The 17,189-nt window shown below is 70.2% G+C and carries 14 protein-coding genes and 1 pseudogene; 5 read left to right on the top strand and 10 right to left on the bottom strand.

Features of this window, described 5'->3' with window-relative positions:
- Positions 1–297: 297 nt before the first annotated feature.
- The gene (locus tag ACE1OA_RS01115; RefSeq protein ID WP_386540476.1) at positions 298–1,752 is read left to right on the top strand and encodes an RNB domain-containing ribonuclease; all 1,455 of its coding nucleotides are present in this window, start codon (positions 298–300) and stop codon (positions 1,750–1,752) included.
- A 273-nt stretch (positions 1,753–2,025) separates the two neighbouring features.
- Here ACE1OA_RS01115 and ACE1OA_RS01110 read toward each other — a convergent pair whose 3' ends face one another.
- Complete coding sequence (locus ACE1OA_RS01110; protein ID WP_386540474.1) at positions 2,026–2,814, bottom strand: alpha/beta fold hydrolase; 789 nt, start codon at positions 2,812–2,814, stop codon at positions 2,026–2,028.
- A gap of 322 nt (positions 2,815–3,136) precedes the next feature.
- On the opposite strand from ACE1OA_RS01110, the gene ACE1OA_RS01105 reads away from it, so the two are divergent.
- Together ACE1OA_RS01105 and ACE1OA_RS01100 are read left to right on the top strand one after the other, a co-directional pair.
- Positions 3,137–3,526, top strand: coding sequence for an alpha-amylase (locus ACE1OA_RS01105; RefSeq protein ID WP_432752040.1), 390 nt, complete (start codon positions 3,137–3,139; stop codon positions 3,524–3,526).
- Between the two features lie 555 nt (positions 3,527–4,081).
- Positions 4,082–4,582 carry a MarR family winged helix-turn-helix transcriptional regulator gene (locus tag ACE1OA_RS01100; RefSeq protein ID WP_356609648.1) on the top strand — a complete coding sequence of 167 codons (501 nt, stop codon included), beginning with the start codon at positions 4,082–4,084 and terminating at the stop codon, positions 4,580–4,582.
- Between the two features lie 21 nt (positions 4,583–4,603).
- On the opposite strand, the gene ACE1OA_RS01095 is transcribed toward ACE1OA_RS01100, so the two are convergent.
- From ACE1OA_RS01095 to ACE1OA_RS01070, 6 genes and pseudogenes are all read right to left on the bottom strand, one after another.
- Positions 4,604–6,367, bottom strand: a complete 1,764-nt coding sequence (locus ACE1OA_RS01095) for a PP2C family protein-serine/threonine phosphatase (RefSeq protein ID WP_386540572.1) — start codon at positions 6,365–6,367, stop codon at positions 4,604–4,606.
- A 17-nt stretch (positions 6,368–6,384) separates the two neighbouring features.
- Positions 6,385–7,431, bottom strand: coding sequence for a SpoIIE family protein phosphatase (locus ACE1OA_RS01090; protein WP_432752039.1), 1,047 nt, complete (start codon positions 7,429–7,431; stop codon positions 6,385–6,387).
- Positions 7,428–7,877, bottom strand: a complete 450-nt coding sequence (locus ACE1OA_RS01085) for an ATP-binding protein (RefSeq protein ID WP_432752038.1) — start codon at positions 7,875–7,877, stop codon at positions 7,428–7,430. Before ACE1OA_RS01085 ends, ACE1OA_RS01090 begins: the two co-directional genes overlap by 4 nt.
- Entirely contained in the window at positions 7,874–8,287 is a 414-nt protein-coding gene (locus ACE1OA_RS01080; RefSeq protein WP_356609636.1) for an STAS domain-containing protein, read from the bottom strand. Before ACE1OA_RS01080 ends, ACE1OA_RS01085 begins: the two co-directional genes overlap by 4 nt.
- Positions 8,284–9,174, bottom strand: a complete 891-nt coding sequence (locus ACE1OA_RS01075; protein ID WP_432752037.1) for an STAS domain-containing protein — start codon at positions 9,172–9,174, stop codon at positions 8,284–8,286. The genes ACE1OA_RS01080 and ACE1OA_RS01075 overlap by 4 nt, the downstream gene beginning before the upstream one ends.
- Positions 9,175–9,299: 125 nt before the next feature.
- A pseudogene (locus ACE1OA_RS01070) lies at positions 9,300–10,461 on the bottom strand (PP2C family protein-serine/threonine phosphatase).
- 147 nt (positions 10,462–10,608) lie between these two features.
- On the opposite strand from ACE1OA_RS01070, the gene ACE1OA_RS01065 reads away from it, so the two are divergent.
- Together ACE1OA_RS01065 and ACE1OA_RS01060 are read left to right on the top strand one after the other, a co-directional pair.
- Positions 10,609–11,094 (top strand): MarR family winged helix-turn-helix transcriptional regulator, encoded by a 486-nt coding sequence (locus tag ACE1OA_RS01065; RefSeq protein WP_384867192.1) that lies wholly within the window; start codon positions 10,609–10,611, stop codon positions 11,092–11,094.
- Positions 11,095–11,421: 327 nt separating this feature from the next.
- Complete coding sequence (locus tag ACE1OA_RS01060; protein ID WP_432752036.1) at positions 11,422–11,901, top strand: hypothetical protein; 480 nt, start codon at positions 11,422–11,424, stop codon at positions 11,899–11,901.
- 486 nt (positions 11,902–12,387) lie between these two features.
- Here ACE1OA_RS01060 and ACE1OA_RS01055 read toward each other — a convergent pair whose 3' ends face one another.
- From ACE1OA_RS01055 to ACE1OA_RS01045, 3 genes are all read right to left on the bottom strand, one after another.
- A complete protein-coding gene (locus ACE1OA_RS01055) occupies positions 12,388–12,897 on the bottom strand; it encodes a hypothetical protein (protein ID WP_384867190.1) in 510 nt (169 codons plus the stop codon).
- Positions 12,898–13,253: 356 nt separating this feature from the next.
- Positions 13,254–14,762, bottom strand: a complete 1,509-nt coding sequence (locus ACE1OA_RS01050; protein WP_432752035.1) for a PucR family transcriptional regulator — start codon at positions 14,760–14,762, stop codon at positions 13,254–13,256.
- Between the two features lie 231 nt (positions 14,763–14,993).
- On the bottom strand, positions 14,994–16,439 hold the full coding sequence (locus ACE1OA_RS01045) for a glycoside hydrolase family 10 protein (RefSeq protein WP_432754022.1): 1,446 nt from the start codon (positions 16,437–16,439) through the stop codon (positions 14,994–14,996).
- Between the last annotated feature and the right edge of the window lie 750 nt (positions 16,440–17,189).

The raw sequence follows: 17,189 nt of genomic DNA, 5'->3' as shown, positions 1-17,189 counted from the left end.
CGATGAAGAGCGGTACAAGAAGCGCAACACCGACGAGCGGGCGATCAAGCGCTTGAAGCAGTCCCGCGCGGTGGCCACTCGCTACGACAAACGCGGCTACGGCGTCCTCGGCACCGCCACCGGCCGCAGCCATCTGGGCGTACTCGGGCGATCCGACAACGCGGCGAGGTGCCGTAGCTGTCGGCGCGCACCCTCCGGCGATGTCCCCTCCCCGCGCGGCTGCCGTCGCCCCGGTCCCCTCCGCCGCCTGGCCCCGCTCGCCGCGCCGGCTCGTGACCGCCGCCCTACGCTCTGGGCATGCAACGCCGCCCGATGCACATGTCTGCCGAGGCCCAGGACGCTCTGCGCACCGCGCTGGAGGAACTGCGCGCGGAGCTGAAGGTCCCCCTGAGCTTCCCCAAGCGCGTACTCAAAGCGGCCGACGACGCCGTGAAGGAGGCGCGCCTGCCTGACAAGGACGCCACCGGCCTGCCGTTCTTCACGATCGACCCGCCGGACTCGAAGGACCTCGACCAGGCCATGCACCTGGAACGGCGGCCCGGTGGCGGCTACCGCGTGTACTACGCGATCGCGGACGTGGCGACCTTCGTCAGGGCGGGCAGCCCGCTGGACGTCGAGGCGCACGACCGGATCGAGACGCTGTACTTCCCCGATCTCAAGGTGCCCCTGCACCCTCCCGCCCTCTCCGAGGAGGCAGCCAGCCTGCTGCCGGGCAAGGTCCGCCCCGCCCTGGTGTGGCAGCACGACCTCGACGCCCACGGCAACCTGACCGACTCGTCCGTGAGCCGGGCCAGGATCCGCAGCGGGGCCCAGCTCCACTACGCGGCCGCCCAGCAGGCCATCGACGACGGTACGGCGGGGGAGTCCCTCAAGCTGCTGCGCGAGATCGGCGAGCTGCGGGAGGCGGTCGAGATCGCGCGCGGCGGCATCTCGGTGAACCTGCCTGACCAGGAGGTCACCCTCGAGGACGGATCGTTCCGGCTGCGCTACGCCGCGCCGCTCCCGGTCGAGGGCTGGAACGAGCAGATCTCCCTCATGACGGGGATGTCCGCGGCCCAGATAATGCTCGACACCGGTACCGGCATCCTGCGGACCCAGAGGGAGCAGACCGATCAGAACATGGTCAAGCGCCTGCACGACCTCGCGAAGGCGCTGGGCATCGTCTGGCGGCCCGGCATCTCGTACGCGACGCTGGTCCGCAAGCTCGACCCCCAGAACCAGCAGCACATGGCCTTCCTCAGCGAGGCCACGAGCACGATGCTCAGGTCGGAGTACACCGTCTTCCGCGACGGACGGATGCCGGCGCACACGATGCACGCGGCGATCGCGGCCCCGTACACCCACTGCACGGCTCCGCTGCGGCGCCTGGTCGACCGGTACACCGGTGAGCTGTGCGTGATGGCGTGCGCGGACAAGGCCCCGCCGAACTGGGTGCTCGACGCCCTGTCCTGCATCCCTTGCGACACGGCACGGGGGAAGGGCGGCCTGGCGGACCGGCAGACCGTGGACCTGGCCGAGGCAGCGGTGCTCAAGGGCCGCGTGGGCGAGGTGTTCGACGCCGCGGTCATCGACACCGACGCGGAGCGGGGCAGGCCGCGCGAGGGCAGGGTGTTCCTGGCCGACCCCGCCGTGCTGGCCAAGGTCGTCTCGACCAACGGCCTGGATCTCCAGCTCGGATCCAGCATCAGGGCCACGCTCAAGCAGGCGGACCCCGCCGCGGACGAGGACAAGGTCCTCTTCACCGTGCCCTAGGAGGTCCTGAAAGAGGTGTTGGACGTGACGGTGGGTGATGATGCAGGTGGCGAGGCCGAGTAATGCAGCGATCTGTCGCCGGGGTCGAGGTCCTCACCCGCTGTCTCCGTCTGCGCGGTCTGGCAGTGCCCGATGTCGCGCGCCACCGCGGATCGTGTGCGGACAGGGTCGCCCCGTGACCCGGTTCTCGGCGATCGCTTCGGCTGTTGTGCGGCGTGGAATGTTGTCGAGCAGCCCGGTTGTCAGCTTCCCTGGTGGCGGGTCGGAGCAAGCTTAGGGGTGGGCCTGACAGAAGTTGCGGACGGCTCTGTTGAATTCAGCCGGCCGTTCCAGGTTGCTGACGTGGCCTGCTCCTGGGATCACGAGCAGCTCGGTGTCCGGGATCGCTTCCTGGAACTGTCGCGCGACCGCCAGTGGCGAACGCGCGTCCTGTTCTCCCCAGAGCAGCAGGGTGGGCACGGACACGGTGGGCAGGAGATCCCGCTGATCGGTCACGGCCATGACGGACAGTTGTGTCCGCAGCGTCTCTGGACGTACGGCAGCCGCCATGGCGTCCAACAACGGTACGTAAGCGGCGGGCGGGTCGCCGGCGAACAGTCCGGGCAGGGTCGGATCGAAGCCACCGTCTGGCGCGGCCAGCATCCGGCGGGTGCCCTCGACCCGGGCCCGAACCTCTTCCGGAGGCAAGGAGCCCTTCCAGCCCGCGTAGGTGTCGACGAGGATCAGCGTCCTGACGAGGTCCGCGTGGTGGCGGTAGAACTCCAGGGCGACGGTGCCGCCCCAGGAGAGTCCGGCGATGTGCGCCGGACCGAGCTCCAGCGACTCCACCACTGCGGCCAGAGCGTGCGCGTAGTCCGCGAGGCCGAAGGACTCGGGGATGTCGCCGGAGCGGCTCGCACCCGGCTCGTCCCAGGCCACGACCGAGAACGCGTCCGAGAGCGCGTCGAGTTGGGGCCTCCAAGCGCGCGCGTCGTGCCCGGCGCCGTGCAGGAACACCACGGGCGGCCCCTCGCCCGAACGGTCGTACGCGATCTCCCTGCCGTTGACCTGCACTGTCGCCATGCCTTCAGGGTAGGCACGGCCCCTACCGCTGTCGCGGCAGCGCACAGGGGACGGTCGCGCTCTCAGTGCCGCGCGAGGGCTCCTGGTGGAGGCGTCGACGGGGCGACGGCAAGGATGGGTGCCCCTTGCTCCGTGCGATGCGGCGAAGAGGTGGATGGGCAGTGGCCCGACTTCGATCGCGACTATGGCCAGTAGAGCTGTGCAACTTCTTTCAATCGTCAAATGAGCAACTGAACAGTGCATTGGTGTCCCCGATGGGGATGTGGCTGAAAATACTTGCAGAAACTTGCATGCGCGGCCAAGTGGCCAGAAGATTCGCGACATGGCAAATCACCTGACACGCGTGTCGCGCCCCGTCGCTCTTGCCGCCATGGCCGCGGTAGGTCTCTTGGCCCTTGCCACCGCTCCGTCTGCTGCGGCGGACTCCGGATCGCCTGCTCCGGCGTGCGTGGAGTACTTCCAGAGTTGGCGGTATACGGACGTCCACAACGGCTGCGGCGATACCGTCTCCGTCACGGTCGAGTACATGAACGGCCAGTGGGCCCCTTGCCGCGTCGTCGAGCCCGGCGGCTGGGCGACCTCCTCCGGCTACGGGACGAGCGGTAACTATGTCGCGGGGCTGTGGACGTGTGACCCCGCCAATGTCCCGGCCGGCGACGTTCGGAGCTCGGATGTTTCGGGCCGAGTGGCTGCTTCGGCCGCCGTGGGATAGCACCTCGGAGCGGGTCGATGGAGATGAAGCCTCGATTGACTCCGTGGCCGACGGCACGGGCGGACCGACGCCCACGAGTCGTGCCCCGCAGCCGGGAGGATGCTGATGCTGCTCAGCCACGACGCCCACGACGGTTCACTTCGGATCACTGCTCCGGGGTCTCGGCATCGTCAATCGCGCGCCGCAGCCCTGCAGATCGAGGCATTGATCGCCACCTACCGCCCGCGGTTGTGGTCGAGCCGGCCAGCACCCCGCCGTCGCCGGCTACGCTGAGCCGGCCGTCGTTTGGAACCTCCCGCAGGGGCGACCTGGTCTGTGCATAGCCGGACCGAGGGGTTTGGTATTCCCGTGGTGGGACACGGGAATCGTGGGACGACAGCGACACTGTGCGACCGGCGCGCACGGTGTTCGCCAGGGACAAGGTGGCTCGACCCCGGGCACTCGGCGCAAGCGTATGGTCGAACGCCTCGGAGGATGCCGGTTGTGCTGCGACTCTCCGGGTACAGCGATTGAATGTGGGATGCTCCCGCACTACCCGCCCTCCCTGAAAGCGATGTGTTCGTGGCACTTCCCGGAGGCGATGACCGTGCGACGGGCTCGGGCGACGATCCGAGCGCCGACGCGCACGAGGTCGCCGGCGCGGTGGAGCGGCTTGCCGATCTGTGGGCCGGCGCCGCTCAAGAGGCGACGGTGCGGTTCTCTCCCCACCAGCTGCGCGCACTCCGGGCACTGGAGAGGACGCCGGAAGTGAACGTCACCGGTCTGGCCGAGCGGATGGAGATAGGGCTTCCCACCGCCAGCCGGCTGTGCGACCGGTTGGAGGCCGCCGGCATGCTGGAACGAGTCCTGCACCCGCACAGCCGTCGCGAGGTCCAGTTGAGGCTGACCGGGCAGGGCCGCCGTGCGCTGAGCGACGTGGCCCGACGGCGCACCCAGGCGCTGGCCGGCGTGCTGGCCGCCATGGAATCCGCGGAGCGGTCGGCCTTGATCCGCGGCATGAAGGCCTTCGCTGCCGCCCAGGGTGAAGCGCCGAACCGGGCGCCTCACCCGCCCTGAGGGGCCGGGAGCGGGCCGGACCTACCTCGAGCGATCCGGGGCGTCGGACCTGCCGGTCAGGGCGCCGGTCTCACGGACGTCCTCCGGCTCCCCGCTCGTGTACGACGTGGTGCGGCACAGGAGCAGGCAGACGTCGTCGTCGCGTTCGTCGTCGTGCACCAGGGGCTTGAGCAGTGCTTCGGCGCACCCCTCGAGGTCGTCGAGCTGGGGTTCGCCCAGTGCCCCCAGCGTCCGGCCGAGCAACTCGATGCCCGGGTCGATGCCGCTGGCCCGCCGCTCCACCAGGCCGTCGGTGTAGAGGACGAGCGTCGAACCTGGCGGAAGCTCGACGGCGTGGTCCTCGTACTCGAAAGGAAAGGGCACTCCGAGCATCAACCCGGGTCTGGTGTCCAGGACGCGCACGTCGCCGCCGGGTGCGCGGACGAGCGCCGGCGGGTGTCCGGCGGCCGCCCACACCACGCGGGGGTCGTTTGGCCGGAAGCGGGCGATCACGGCGGTCGCGTAGAGGTTCGGCTGCTGGTGGCGCAGCATGCGGTGCAGGCGGGTGAGGATCCGGGCGGGGCTGCCGTCCTCGATCGCGTACGCGCGCAGAGCGGTGCGCAGCTGGCCCATGATGACGGCGGCGCGCAGGCCGTGTCCGGTGACGTCGCCCACCACGGTCAGCAGGCTGCCGTCGGGTTGGGGGAAGGCGTCGTACCAGTCCCCGCCGATGTTGAGTCCTCGCGTGGCGGGGAGGTAGCGGGCGGCCAGGCGCACGTCCTCGGCCGGGGGCAGCTCGGTGAGCTGGGCGCGTTGCAGGGCCTCGGCGGTGTCCCGGTGCTGTTCGTACCGGCGGGCGTTGTCCAGGGCGATGGCGGTCCGGCGGGCCAGTTCGACCAGCATCACGCTGCTGTCCTCGTCGAACCGGTCGCCGGGCGCGGTCAGGGTGAGCACGCCCGACGTGTGGTGCGTGGTCAGGGGGACGCAGAGTAGCGGCCGGTCGGGGGACAGGGCGGAGGGCGGGAGGTCGTCCACGCCGGGAAGGGCACCGGGGTGCGGTCCGGCGTGCTGGGGCCGGTCGCTCCGGGCGGCGGCGACCGCCGCGGCGGAGTGGGCGGAGTCCGCTGCCGCGTCGTCGAAGAGCCAGACGTCGACCTGACTCGCGTACTCCGGCACGAGCAGATCGGGTAGGCACCGCAGGATGTCCTCCTGGTCGAGCGACGCGGTGACAGCCGCGCTGGCGTCGGCGAGGAAGGTGAGCAGGCGTCGTGCCTTCTCCGCACGCGCGTGTGCGGCTCGTTCGGCGTCGAACAGGTCGCGCTGGGTCTGCGCGGCGGCGTCGAGTTCGGCGTGCAGCGCCAACACGCCCTGGTTGGTCTGGTGCAGTTCCTCGCGGTGCAGGAGGAGCTGTTCCTCCGCTTCGTCCAGCCGGCGCAGGATCGCTGCGGTCTGTGCGTCCGCCGCCAGGACCGCCTCCGCGAGAACCGTGTCGTCCGGCCGCCCCTCAGGCGGGGGAGGGTTCGCCGGAAGGGATCCGGGCGAGACGAGCGCCAGCCGCCACGGCGCCCCGCGGTCGGGGTCGGCCGGGAGGTGCTCCGCGACGAGGCGCACGAGCGGCGGCCCCTCGGACGCGGACGACCGGAGGGTGAAGGCGACCTCCGTACCGCCCTGGGCGAGGCATGCGCGCAGGCGCTCCGTCAGCGCGGTGAGGAAGCGGGCCTGTTCGACGACGGGTGCACCTGACGCGGCCGTCAGGCGTGCGGCGTAGGTCCGGGCGCGGACGGCGTCCGCGGCCGACGTGACCATATGGACGTCCGACAGGTTCACGGGCGCTCCACCTGCCGCTCGGAGGTCAGGACGGCCACGCAGGTGTCGTCGCGGGCGGGGCTGGCGGCGCTGCTCGCGTCCCGGAGGATGGTCGCGGCGATCACGGTCGGCTCGTGGGCGACGAGGGCGGGGTCGTGGGGCGGTACCCATCGGCTGGGCAGTCCGTCGCTGTGCAGGACGAGCAGGCTGTCCGGCCTCCAGGGCCGGTGACGCACGGGTACGGTCGCGGGGAACTGGGCGCCGACGATGCCGGGGTGGGAGACCAGGTGGTCCCACGAGTCGGCGGTGTGCAGCCTGGCGCCGATGTTGCCGACGCCCGCGAACGCGAGCTCCCCGCTCCCGCTGTCCAGTTGGGCCAAGGCGACGGCGGCTCCGCGGGTGTCCCGCAGCGCCCCGTGCAGGCGGCGCAGGATCTCGGCGGGCGGCAGGTGCCCGACGCGGTGCAGCTCGTCGACCGCCGCGCCGGACGCGTGGGCGGCCTTGCCCCCATGACCGAGGCCGTCGGCGAGCATCAGGGTGAGGCGGGAGCCCGACCGGGCGCAGGCCCAGGCGTCCCCGGAGTGGTCGGCACGGGCCAGGGGAATGTTGATGCCTCCGGTTCGGGCGGGCGGTCGTTGCTCCTCCGGCCCGGCGTCCTGGCCGATGCGAGCCACCGCGACGGTGCCGCGAGGGGTGCTGTACACGCCGAACGCGCTGGAGATGCGCCGGCAGGTGCCCAGGCCGGCGCCGAGCGACGCCTTGCTCGTGGTGTAGCCGTCGCGCATCGCGGCGGCGACGTCGCGGATGCCGGGACCGTGGTCCAGGGCGACCAGTTGGACCGCCCGGCCACGGGTCCCCGTTCCCGGGAGCTCGACCAGGTCGACCACCATGTTGCCGCCCCCGGCGTGCTTGAGCAGGTTGGTCGCCAGCTCGGTGGCCACCAGTGCCGCTACCGCGGTGCGGTGGGCGTCGAGGCCCGCCCGGGCGCCGGCCTCCTCGGCCGCCACCCGGGCGTCCCTCACCCGGGTCGAGTCGTGCACCGGGACGGTCCAGACGCGTGTCATGCGGACCCCGGACGAGCGGTGGGCACGCCGGCGGCCCAGGCCACGAGGGTGACGGCGGTGCCTTCACCGGGCCGGGTGTCGATGGTCAACTCGTCCACCAGCCGCCTGGATCCGCTGAGGCCCAGTCCGAGACCTCCCCCGGTGGTGTACCCGTCCGTCATCGCCAACTCGACGTCGCGGATTCCGGGGCCGGTGTCGACGAAGGACAGTCGCAGCCCCCACGTCGCCCCTTTGGTCATCGGGGTGATCACCGCTTTTCCTCCACCGCCGTGGATCAGGGTGTTCCGGGCCAGTTCGCTGGCCGCGGTGACGATCTTGGTCTGCTGCACGAGCCCGAACCCGAGATCTGCCGCGAACTGCCGCACCTGGTGGCGCACCCACGCCAGGTCCGCGTCCGAGCCGATCGGCAGGCTCGTCGCGGTGCCGGGATCGGAGGCCGGCGTCACGAACACCCCGCAGGGGCGCCCGGGACGGCCGCGGGGGCGTCGCCTCTGAGCAGTTCGAGGGCGCGCTCGACGTCGAGCGCGGTCACGAGGCCGGGCAGGGTCAGGCCCAGCTCGACCAGCGTGATCGCCACGGCGGGCCGCATCCCGCACAGCACGGTGCGGGCGGCCAGCAGGCGGGCGTTGGCGGCGACTTCCGCGATCGCCCGGCCCAGGAAGGAGTCGACGATCTCGACGCCGGACACGTCCACGATCACGCCACTCGCGCTGCTGCCGGCGACGCGGGACGTGATGTCCTGTCGGAGCTGCTCGACCATCCCGTCGTGCAGCTCCCCCTGGAGGGAGACCAGCAGGACGTCCCCCAGCGCCAGGACCGGCACCACGCCCGGGCCGCCCGGAAGCGAGGCCGTCATCGCGGGGTCGCACCGGCCGCGGGGGAGACCTCGATCCCCTGCCGGGCGAGCGCGTGGGCCAGGGCGTCGGCCAGCGAAGTGCGTGTGATCACCGAACTCAGGTCGATGCCGAGGTGCACGATGGTCTGCGCGATGGCCGGACGGATGCCGGAGACGATGCATTCGGCTCCCATCAGACGGGCCGCGGCGACCGTCTTCATCAGGTGCTGCGCGACGAGCGAGTCGACTGTGGGCACGCCCGTGATGTCCAGGATCGCGTAGCGGGCCCGCTGGTCCACGATGGCGTCCAGCAGCGACTCCATGACCACCTGACTGCGGGCGCTGTCCAACGTGCCTATCAGGGGCACCGCGACGACGCCCTCCCACAGGTTGATCACGGGAGTGGCCACCTCCAGCAGCTGCTGCCGCTGCCGCGCGATCAGCTCCTCGCCGGCGTTGACCGTCGTCTCCATGATCACCAGGCTCAGGGTGCCCATCAGGACGGTCAGCGCCATCGCGACGTCCTGAGTTCCCGAGGCCGGCCGGTCGAGGACGTCGCCGCGCAGCGACTCGTAGGCCGTCACCCGCAGGCCGGCGGCCTCCTCCGCGATCTGGGCCGGACTGAATCCACTGCGGGCACGGGAGGCGGCCATGCGGCCCAGTTGCTCTCGGGCCGGGTCGAAGCCGGGAGCCGCGATGTCGTCCAGCCGGCCGGTCGAGGCGACGTCGGCCAGGGCGTTCACCACGGTCTTGCACGCCTCCACGGCCTCGTCGCGGGAGATCGTGAACACCGTTCTGAAAAGCGGCGCGTCCGCCCACCGCTGGGCGATCTGTTCGCGACGGCGTTCCAGGAAGCCACTCAGCTCCCGCGCCGCCGATTCGGCTGCTTCCCGCTTCGACACCTGCATCGTCTCTCCTCAGGACCGGCTGCTGCACCATGACCGGTACACCTCGACAATTATTGCCACATGACAAGCATTGGTTCGGCGCGGGTCGCAGGAACGACACACGATGCGCACATCCGGCCCCCGGCTCAGCGCCCCCGCCAGTCCAGGCAGACGACCAGGGCGTCGTTCTTCGGGGCCGACCGGCCACGATGGCCCGTCAGCTCCCGCAGTACGGCGCGAGGGACCTCGGAGGCGGGGAGCAGGCGGGTGGACGTGATCGCTCGGGCCAGTGCGGCGTCCCCGTACGTCTCGCCCTCGGGTGCCGCCGCCGCGTGCGCTCGGTCGCCGACGAGGATGAGCCGGTCGCCCGGCTCGGCCTGGAAGTCCTGGACCACGTAGTCGGTCTCCTCGAACATCCCCAGCGGAAGCTGCGCCTCGAAGTCGACATGCTCGACCACCCCGTCGCGCAGGCGCAGCAGCCGTGGGGATCCGGCGTCCACCACCTTCGCCCGGCCCGTCGAGAGGTCGAAGTCGAACATCAGTACGGCGAGGTGGCGGCGCCCTTGGTAATGGGCGTACACGGCCTGGTCGGCCAGGGCCGCCTGGTTCTCGATGGTGATGCCGGCCCGGCGCGCGTTGCGTAGGGCGTTGATGGCGAGGTTCGTCAGCAGAGAGGCCTCGACGCCCTCACCCGTGCCGTTGGTGACGTAGAGCTGCAGGCGGTCCGCGGTGGCGGTCCAGTCGACGTTGTCCCCGAAGAGCGCGTACGCCGGCTCCAGTTGCGCGCTGAGGTCGTACTCGCGCCGGGAGCAGGAGCGGCCCGGCAGCAACTGCCACTGCATCTCGGCGGCCAGGGTGAGGCGGGCCTTGCGGCGCGCCTGCAGGTACACGTCCGTGTCGCGCTCGGCCACGACCACCTCGTGCGCCAGTACCTCTGCGATGTCCGCGAGTTCTCCCAGGACGCCGCGCGTGGCCCCGTCGTTCCCCAGTGTGACGGACAGCACGCCCAGTCGGTCCCCGCGCACGGTGACCGGCAGGTGGATGCGCATGGAGGCGCTGTCCGCCTTCTCGATGAACGGTTCCTGTGCGCCGAAGGCCCGCCCCGCGGGGCTGTCGTGCACCCGCGACCGGCTGCGCGGTGTGTGGCGGCACCGACACGGGCTGGAGCACAGTGAGGCCGTAGTCGGCCAGGAACAGCTCGACGGACTCCGCCGCGTACTCCTCGGAGAGCACGCGTCGCACGGCGTCGAGCAGCTCGTGCGGGGCCGCCGTGCGCAAGGCGCGCTCGGCGGTCACAAATCTGTTCACGGTGAAAGAAATACCTATCCTTGGACGTACGAGAATGGATCTTGCTCGGTCGGCTCGCGGCTGAGTCGATCCGCACGGATCGTCCGAACTTCCCTTGACCTCGCCGTCGCCTTGTAGGCTGGCGACTGCCCTGGTGTCTGCGAGAGTGTGACGGTGACTGTCTTCCACCCCCGCACGGAACCCGTCGAGGCCGCACGTGTGACCTCGACGGCTGGGGAGTTGCTGGAAGTCCTCTGGGGTCGGGCCTCGACCGCGCCCGCCTCTCCCTCTCAGATGCGCGTGCTGCTCATGATCGAACACCAGGACGGCATCAACCTGCGCACCCTCGCCGACTCCCTCGCCTCCACGCCTCCGTCCATCAGCCGACTCTGCGACCGACTGGTGGCGGCCGGCTTCGTCGAGCGCGTGATCAGCCCGCTGGACCGGCGCGAGGTGCGGCTCCACCTGAGCGACCAGGGCTGCACCTTCCTCGGCGACCTGCGCGAGCGACGTGAGCAGGAGTTGCGGGCGGTGCTGGACCTGATGCCGGCGGCCAAGCGCACTGCGCTCCTCGAGGGGCTGGAGGCGTTCTGCGACGTGGCGGCGACGCAGATACACGGCAGCGCCTCCCCGGCGGAGGATCGTACGGCCTGACCGGCCGTGCGGGCCGCCGGCCGCTCTCGCGGCCCGATGCCCGGATGGCCCGCGTCTGGAGCGCTCTCCGCCCACCGGAACATGACACATCCCTCCCGTGCAACACGACGCGATTACTTTGTTGCCTCACGGTTATAGTTGTCAAACGACAACAGTCTGTCTTCTGCCCTCCATGCAGGTCGCGTACCCCGGAATCGCCGCACCGCGTCCGTGTTCCATGTCTCGCAGGCGGCGAACCCGTGCGTGGAGGCGCCCGGTGGGCCGCCGTTCCTGCGGGGGCGCGCAGGGCATGCCGGGGCTCGTACCCTCTCCGTCACGGTCGCGTATATGAACGGTCAGTGGGCCCCTTGCCGCGTCGTCGAGCCCGGCGGCTGGGCGACTTCTCCGGCAACGGGCCGAGCGGCAACCATGTCGTGGGGCTGCGGACGTGTGCCCCGCCATCGTTCCGGCCGGCGACGTTCGGGCCTCGGACATGACGGGCCGCGTGGATGCTTCGGCCGCCGTGGGATGGCCCCTCGGCCAGTTGGACCGGCGCCCACGAGCGATGCCCCCGCTGACGGGACGATGCTGATGCTGCACAGCCACGAGCCCATCGCCCATCGCGCTTCGCGCTCCGCGCTCCGCGCTCCGCGCGAGGCTGATCCACAGGTCTTGAGCATTGCCCCACACACCGCGTGTCGATTCGTCGAGGAAGCCTGGCGTCTCGCGGCGGAAGAGGGCTGCGACCGGGTGTGGGGTGCCGATCTCGCCCTGAGCCGGAGGTTTCGCGCCCTTCAGCCACGAGGAGCTCGGCAACCGTGCGGGTAACGGCTGGACGCTGGTGCAACGGCAGACGGAGAGGGCCCTCCTGGTGTCGCCGCAGTGCTCGACGAAGAGGGCCCTGATCTGGGCGCCGCGCTTGAGGCGGGAGCGGCGCATGCTGTGGACGCAGCGGGTCGTCACCCCTTCGTTGCCGCAGTGGTGACACCACAGCACGAGGTGGCACGGACGCCTTGCTGCCCTTTCTCACCAGTCGCCCTGAACCAGCGTTCTCCGTACCGCGGCGGCTGGCAGAGCGCGCCCAGGCGAGGTCATGCCTCGGGCCGCCGCAGAGCGCTGCCAGAGGCTTCTGACACGGTGGTTCGCCTGAACATCAGCCGCATGCTGTGGCCGTCGGCGGATGCCTACGGCTACAGCCCTGCTTGTGGTGGCCTCGCCGGCAGGCGAGGCCACCACAAGCAGCAGGCGATGGGGGCACCTTCGGTGGGTGGCGAGAGTCTCGATGATCCGACACCCGCAGTCAGTCTCGCCTGGTCAGCAGCCGCCGCAGTTGTAGAACGTCACGTCCCAGTGGTTGCCCTCGTCGGCGTAGACGTTTCCGGCGCCCGACTTCCACTGCGGGGCGCCGTCGCCGCGGACCCCGATGTAGGTGAAGGTGTTCTTGACGTAGTTGGTGACGCAGGTGGCCTTGCTGAAGTCGAGCTTGTAGCCGTTCCAGTGCGAGTACGTGCCCGACGCGTGGCCGGTCTCGGTGCCGCCGGTGATGTTCAGGGCGCAGCCGCTGGCGCTCTTGAGGGTCTGGGCGCCCTGGGCGGTGGCGAGGTTGAGCTGCTCGAAGGACGTGCAGGTGGGGTTGTTGCGGTCGGAGCAGCCGCCGGACGAGGACCAGGTGATTCCGGAGCTGCGGAACATCGACGTCGCCGTGGCATGGCTGATCTTGGTGACCGCGTGGGCGTCCGTGGCGCTGGTGAGGACGCCGACTCCGGGCGCGAAGAGCGCGCCGAGGACGAGGGCCAGGGCGGTGATGACGGAACGGACCTTCACGAGATTTCCTCCTGCAGTGAGCTGCGGACGAACGAACCTCTGTGCGGTTGCTGCCACCGGGACGAGTAGCAGGCTTCGTGTCCGCTGGGCCGGTGCCCAGCTGCCCCCATGGAAGGGGGGAACTTCGGCTGCGCGCTGGTGGGCCGTCGATGTGCGCGCCGTGGCCGAAGCGTGGTCGGATCCGGGGTGTGGGGAACGCGTCGACCACGGCGGAGCGGGTGCCAGTGCCGGGGTGTCAGCGATCTGGTGATAGCGGGGGACACTGTAGGCAGCGTCAACCTGGTGCCGGAATCGACGTGATGTCGATGCGAGCTCCGGCGAAGTGGACTGTTTGGCTCTGTGGCGGACTCGTCGGTCTACTTGTGCTGTTGGGGGCGCGGCAGACCTACGGCGCGAGCGGTGAGTGCGAGCCAAAGATCGATGCGGTCCTCTGCGCGGTCTTGCTGTCTGCCCGTCAATTTGGCCACCTTCTCGATCCGGTTCTGCACGGTGTGCCGGTGCAGCCCGAGGAGGTTGGACGTTTCCGCCCAAGACCCGTTGGTCTCGAGCCAGACACGCAGTGTCTCGGTGAGTTCGCCGGCCGGGTCCGCGGCATCCAGCGGCGCGAGCACCGTGTCCGCGAAGGCGGCCAGTGTTGCTGGGCTGCCCAGGCTGAGCAGGAGTCTTACAGAGCCCGCCTCGGCTGCGCTGATGGGCCTTCCCAGTTCCGCGCTGGAGGGAAGAAGGGCGACGGCCTGGCGTAGGGAGAGAGCGGCATGTTGTGGCGCGACGGCGGGACCAATGCCGGCGGGTCTGCCGGGGGCGAAGCGGCGGAGCACCGCGTGTATGTCCGTGTCCTGGGCGACGACGACTTCCACCGTGCCACCGGTTACTCGTGCGAGCCCTCCGGGGAGGGCCAGCGCCAGATCGGCAGCGAGCTCGACGGGGTCGCCCGCGGCTTGCACAGCCACGGCTCGAACAGGCCCGGCCGGGACGTCAGCCGTACGAAGGAGTGCATGCGCCTGCTCGGCGGTGATATCGGTGGTGAAGAGTCGAGCGAGCAGGGTTGCACGCCGCCGGCGTTGAGGTTCGTCCGCGAGGTGGCGACGCTCCAGCTCCACGGAGAGCAGGGAAACCAGCACACTGATCAGCAGCCGGGATTCGGCCGAGTCAGCGTTGAGAAGCACCGCGAGGCCACGCATTCGTGCTGTGCCCAGGGGCTGTACGACGACCTTTCCGCACGGCAGGTCTCCTCCGCCGCTGCCGCGCAGACCGTGCAAGGCGACGGTGTCGATCACCGGCGCTGCCTCGGTCAGCAGGGCCTGGCCGTCGGTTCCCGCCGCGCTGAGGAGCCGTCCGGACGCATCGCACACCGCTACGCCCGATCCGGTTGCCTGGACCCAGGAAGAGAGCAGGCCCTCCAGCCCGTCGCTGGAAGCGGCCGCCGCAGACAGCCGACGCTGGGTGCGGAGGGTTCGTTCGAGGAGGCGCCGCTCCTCCGATGCGCGAGCTACGAACACCGCCTTGGTGATGGACGCGAAAGGAACGGTGGCGGGGGCGACGAGCAGGGGCATTCCTGCCCGCTCTGCATGCTGGCTCAACGCCGTGGGCACAGCTTGCAAGGGAAGGCCTCCACCCACGCCGACGATGAGCGCGGAGGCCTTGCCTTCGCGGAGCTCGTCGACATACGCCGCGCTGTCCGCATCGTCGCCCGTGAGCAGCAGTCCGGTGGTCATCACCACTTCGGCGCCTTCCAGCCAGGCGGCGGGAGACGTGGTCTCGGTTGCATGGGCTGCCTCAACTACTCGGCCGAGGCCTGCGCCGCCCGCGATGAGGCGCAGGCGCAGGGACGGTATGGCCAAGAGATCGCGAACGGTGAGGGGCATGGGACGCATGGTCCAGGAAGTGGCTTGCGCTGTCGACTCCATGTCGAAGCCGCACGGACTTCGAGCGGGGGTCTGGCAAGAGGAGTTGTGTGCGGAGGATGTGTCGGCCCAGCGACCTCGGGGGTGCTGGGCCGATAGCGAAGCCGCGGGTGACGGTCCAGCCTTTGGGCTTCAGCTGATGGGGGCGAGTTCTGCGGCTGTCGTGGTGGTTGCACGGGGTGTCGGAGTCGGTCATGCGCTCCGGTGGGCGGGTCGTGACAGTTTACTCTCCCGCTGCAGGCGGTCGACGGACGACACCGCGTACCAGGACTCCCCTGTGGGTGGGTTGGAGTCGACATGCGTGGCCCGAAGTCCGCCGGGAATGACGGCGACCAAGGTGGCGGTGGCGATGTCAGGCCGCTTGCCCGGCTTTCCGGAGAAGCGGTAGATCGCATACCGGAACGGGGTGCTGATGCTGCCGTGTGCACCGGCCGTGACGTGGAGGGTTGTGCTGCCATCGGTGGACGTCCTCCGGACGTCGACCGTGGGCCGCGGCAGGAGCGGCCGGCCTTCCAGACGTGCGGGTAGGGGGCCGAGGACGGGTTGCCGCCAGTGCGCGAGGCGCATGGTGGTGAAATCGCCGACCCGGTCGGCTCGTACGTCCTTGGCGCTGAAGAAGAGGTCTCCGCCTATTTCAGGCAGTGTGGCGTTGAGCGTGAGGTGGCGCGTCAACTCCTTGCCGTCCTGCCAGGGGGCCGGCTGCCCGGCTGCTCCCGACTTGTAGACGGCCTGTCCGATCCACAGCTCTGTGTCTGTTCCCCTGACGGCCTCGGCCCACCACGGTGCGAGGACGGCGTAGTCGGCAACGGTGAGGCCGATGTGCCAGTACACCTGCGGCGCGATGTAGTCGAGCCATCCTTGCTGTACCCATCCGCGAGTGTCCGCGTGCAGGCCGTCGTAGGACTGGAAGGCTGTGGTGTTCGAACCGCGGGGGTCGGTCGCGGCGTTGCGCCACACGCCGAAGGGGCTGATTCCGAAGAGGGCGTTCGGCCGTGCGGCGCGGATGGCGTCCCGCATCTCGCGGACCATGAGGTCGACGTTGTGTCGGCGCCAGGCTGCCTTGTCGGTGTGGCCATCCGCGTGATTGCGAAAGGCGTCCTCGTCGGGGAAGTCCGTGCCCGGCACCGGATAGGGATAGAAGTAGTCGTCGAAATGGACCCCGTCGATGTCGTAGCGAGTGATGGCATCGAGCATGGCGGTCTGACAGAAGCGGCGCGCGGCGGGCACGCCGGGGTTGTAGTAGAGCTTGCCGCCGTAGCTGACGGTCCATTCGGGGTTGGTGCGGGCGGGATGGTCGGGGACCAACGCGGATACGTCGGGTTGCATCGACACCCGGTAGGGGTTGAACCAAGCGTGGAAGGCGAGTCCTCGGGCGTGCGCCGTCTCCACCATGAATGCCAGTGGGTCGTAGCCGGGGTCCTTGCCCTGTGATCCGCTGAGCCACTGGGACCAGGGCTCGTGCGGCGACGGCCAGAACGCATCGGCTGTGGGGCGGATTTGTACGAACAGGGCGTTGAAGCCGGTGGCGAGGGCGTAGTCCGCCAACTGGACGAACTCGGCGCGCTGGGCTGCTGGATCGAGCCCGGTGCGCGTGGGCCAGTCGATGTTCACCACGGACGCGATCCACAGCCCGCGCATCTGCCTCGGCGCTGCCGGGATGCGCGGTGCTGCGGCGCGAGCGGCTGCCGGGGAGAGTGCCGTGGCACACCCGGCCACAGCGGCGGCGGACAGCACCGCACGGCGCGTGGGGGAGGGGCGACGCGAGGAATCGGCGGACCTGTTGGATGACATGACTGCCTCCGTGGGCGACGTGGCGACGATGTGCGAGGGACACTCTGGCGTTGCGTGCGCCGGTGCCGTCAAGGGGATGGACAGGGTTCACCCCCGCGGTCCATGGCGGCAGGGGTCCCCTCAGGGCGTCGTAACAGGCGTTAACGCTAGCCGAGCATCACGGCGATCTGTATGTTCTGTTTCCGTCAGTGCGGGCGGCGATCCCGACTTCCTGACGCCTTACCTTCTGAGGCCTGAGCTGCATCGACAGCCCGCTCGCAGATGGTTCTTAGGGCGGTGCGACCGCATCGCAGGCTTGCCCCGCCACGCTGCTGCCGCGCTCGGTCGGCCCTCTCGGCTGACTCGATCCGGCAGCGACCGAACGTCCACCTCGACGCAGTCTCCATGGACATCTTGTCGGTCGTTGCCTGCGCGGTCACCTCCCTACGGTGTCGGCCTGACCTCACCCCGAGAGCCGCACATGCCCGCCCTCCCGGTCCGGATGAGCTACGGACCGCTTCTTCCGAAAAGAGCGCAGCGCACATGACACCACGTCGTCCCACCGCTCTCGCGGCGCCCGCCGCCCTCGCTCTCATCCTGGCCGCAACGGCCTGTGGC

Source organism: Streptomyces sp. JL2001 (assembly GCF_050917515.1).
In the GTDB taxonomy this organism is placed as follows: Bacteria; Actinomycetota; Actinomycetes; order Streptomycetales; family Streptomycetaceae; genus Streptomyces.
This window is presented reverse-complemented; position numbering and strand designations above follow the sequence as displayed.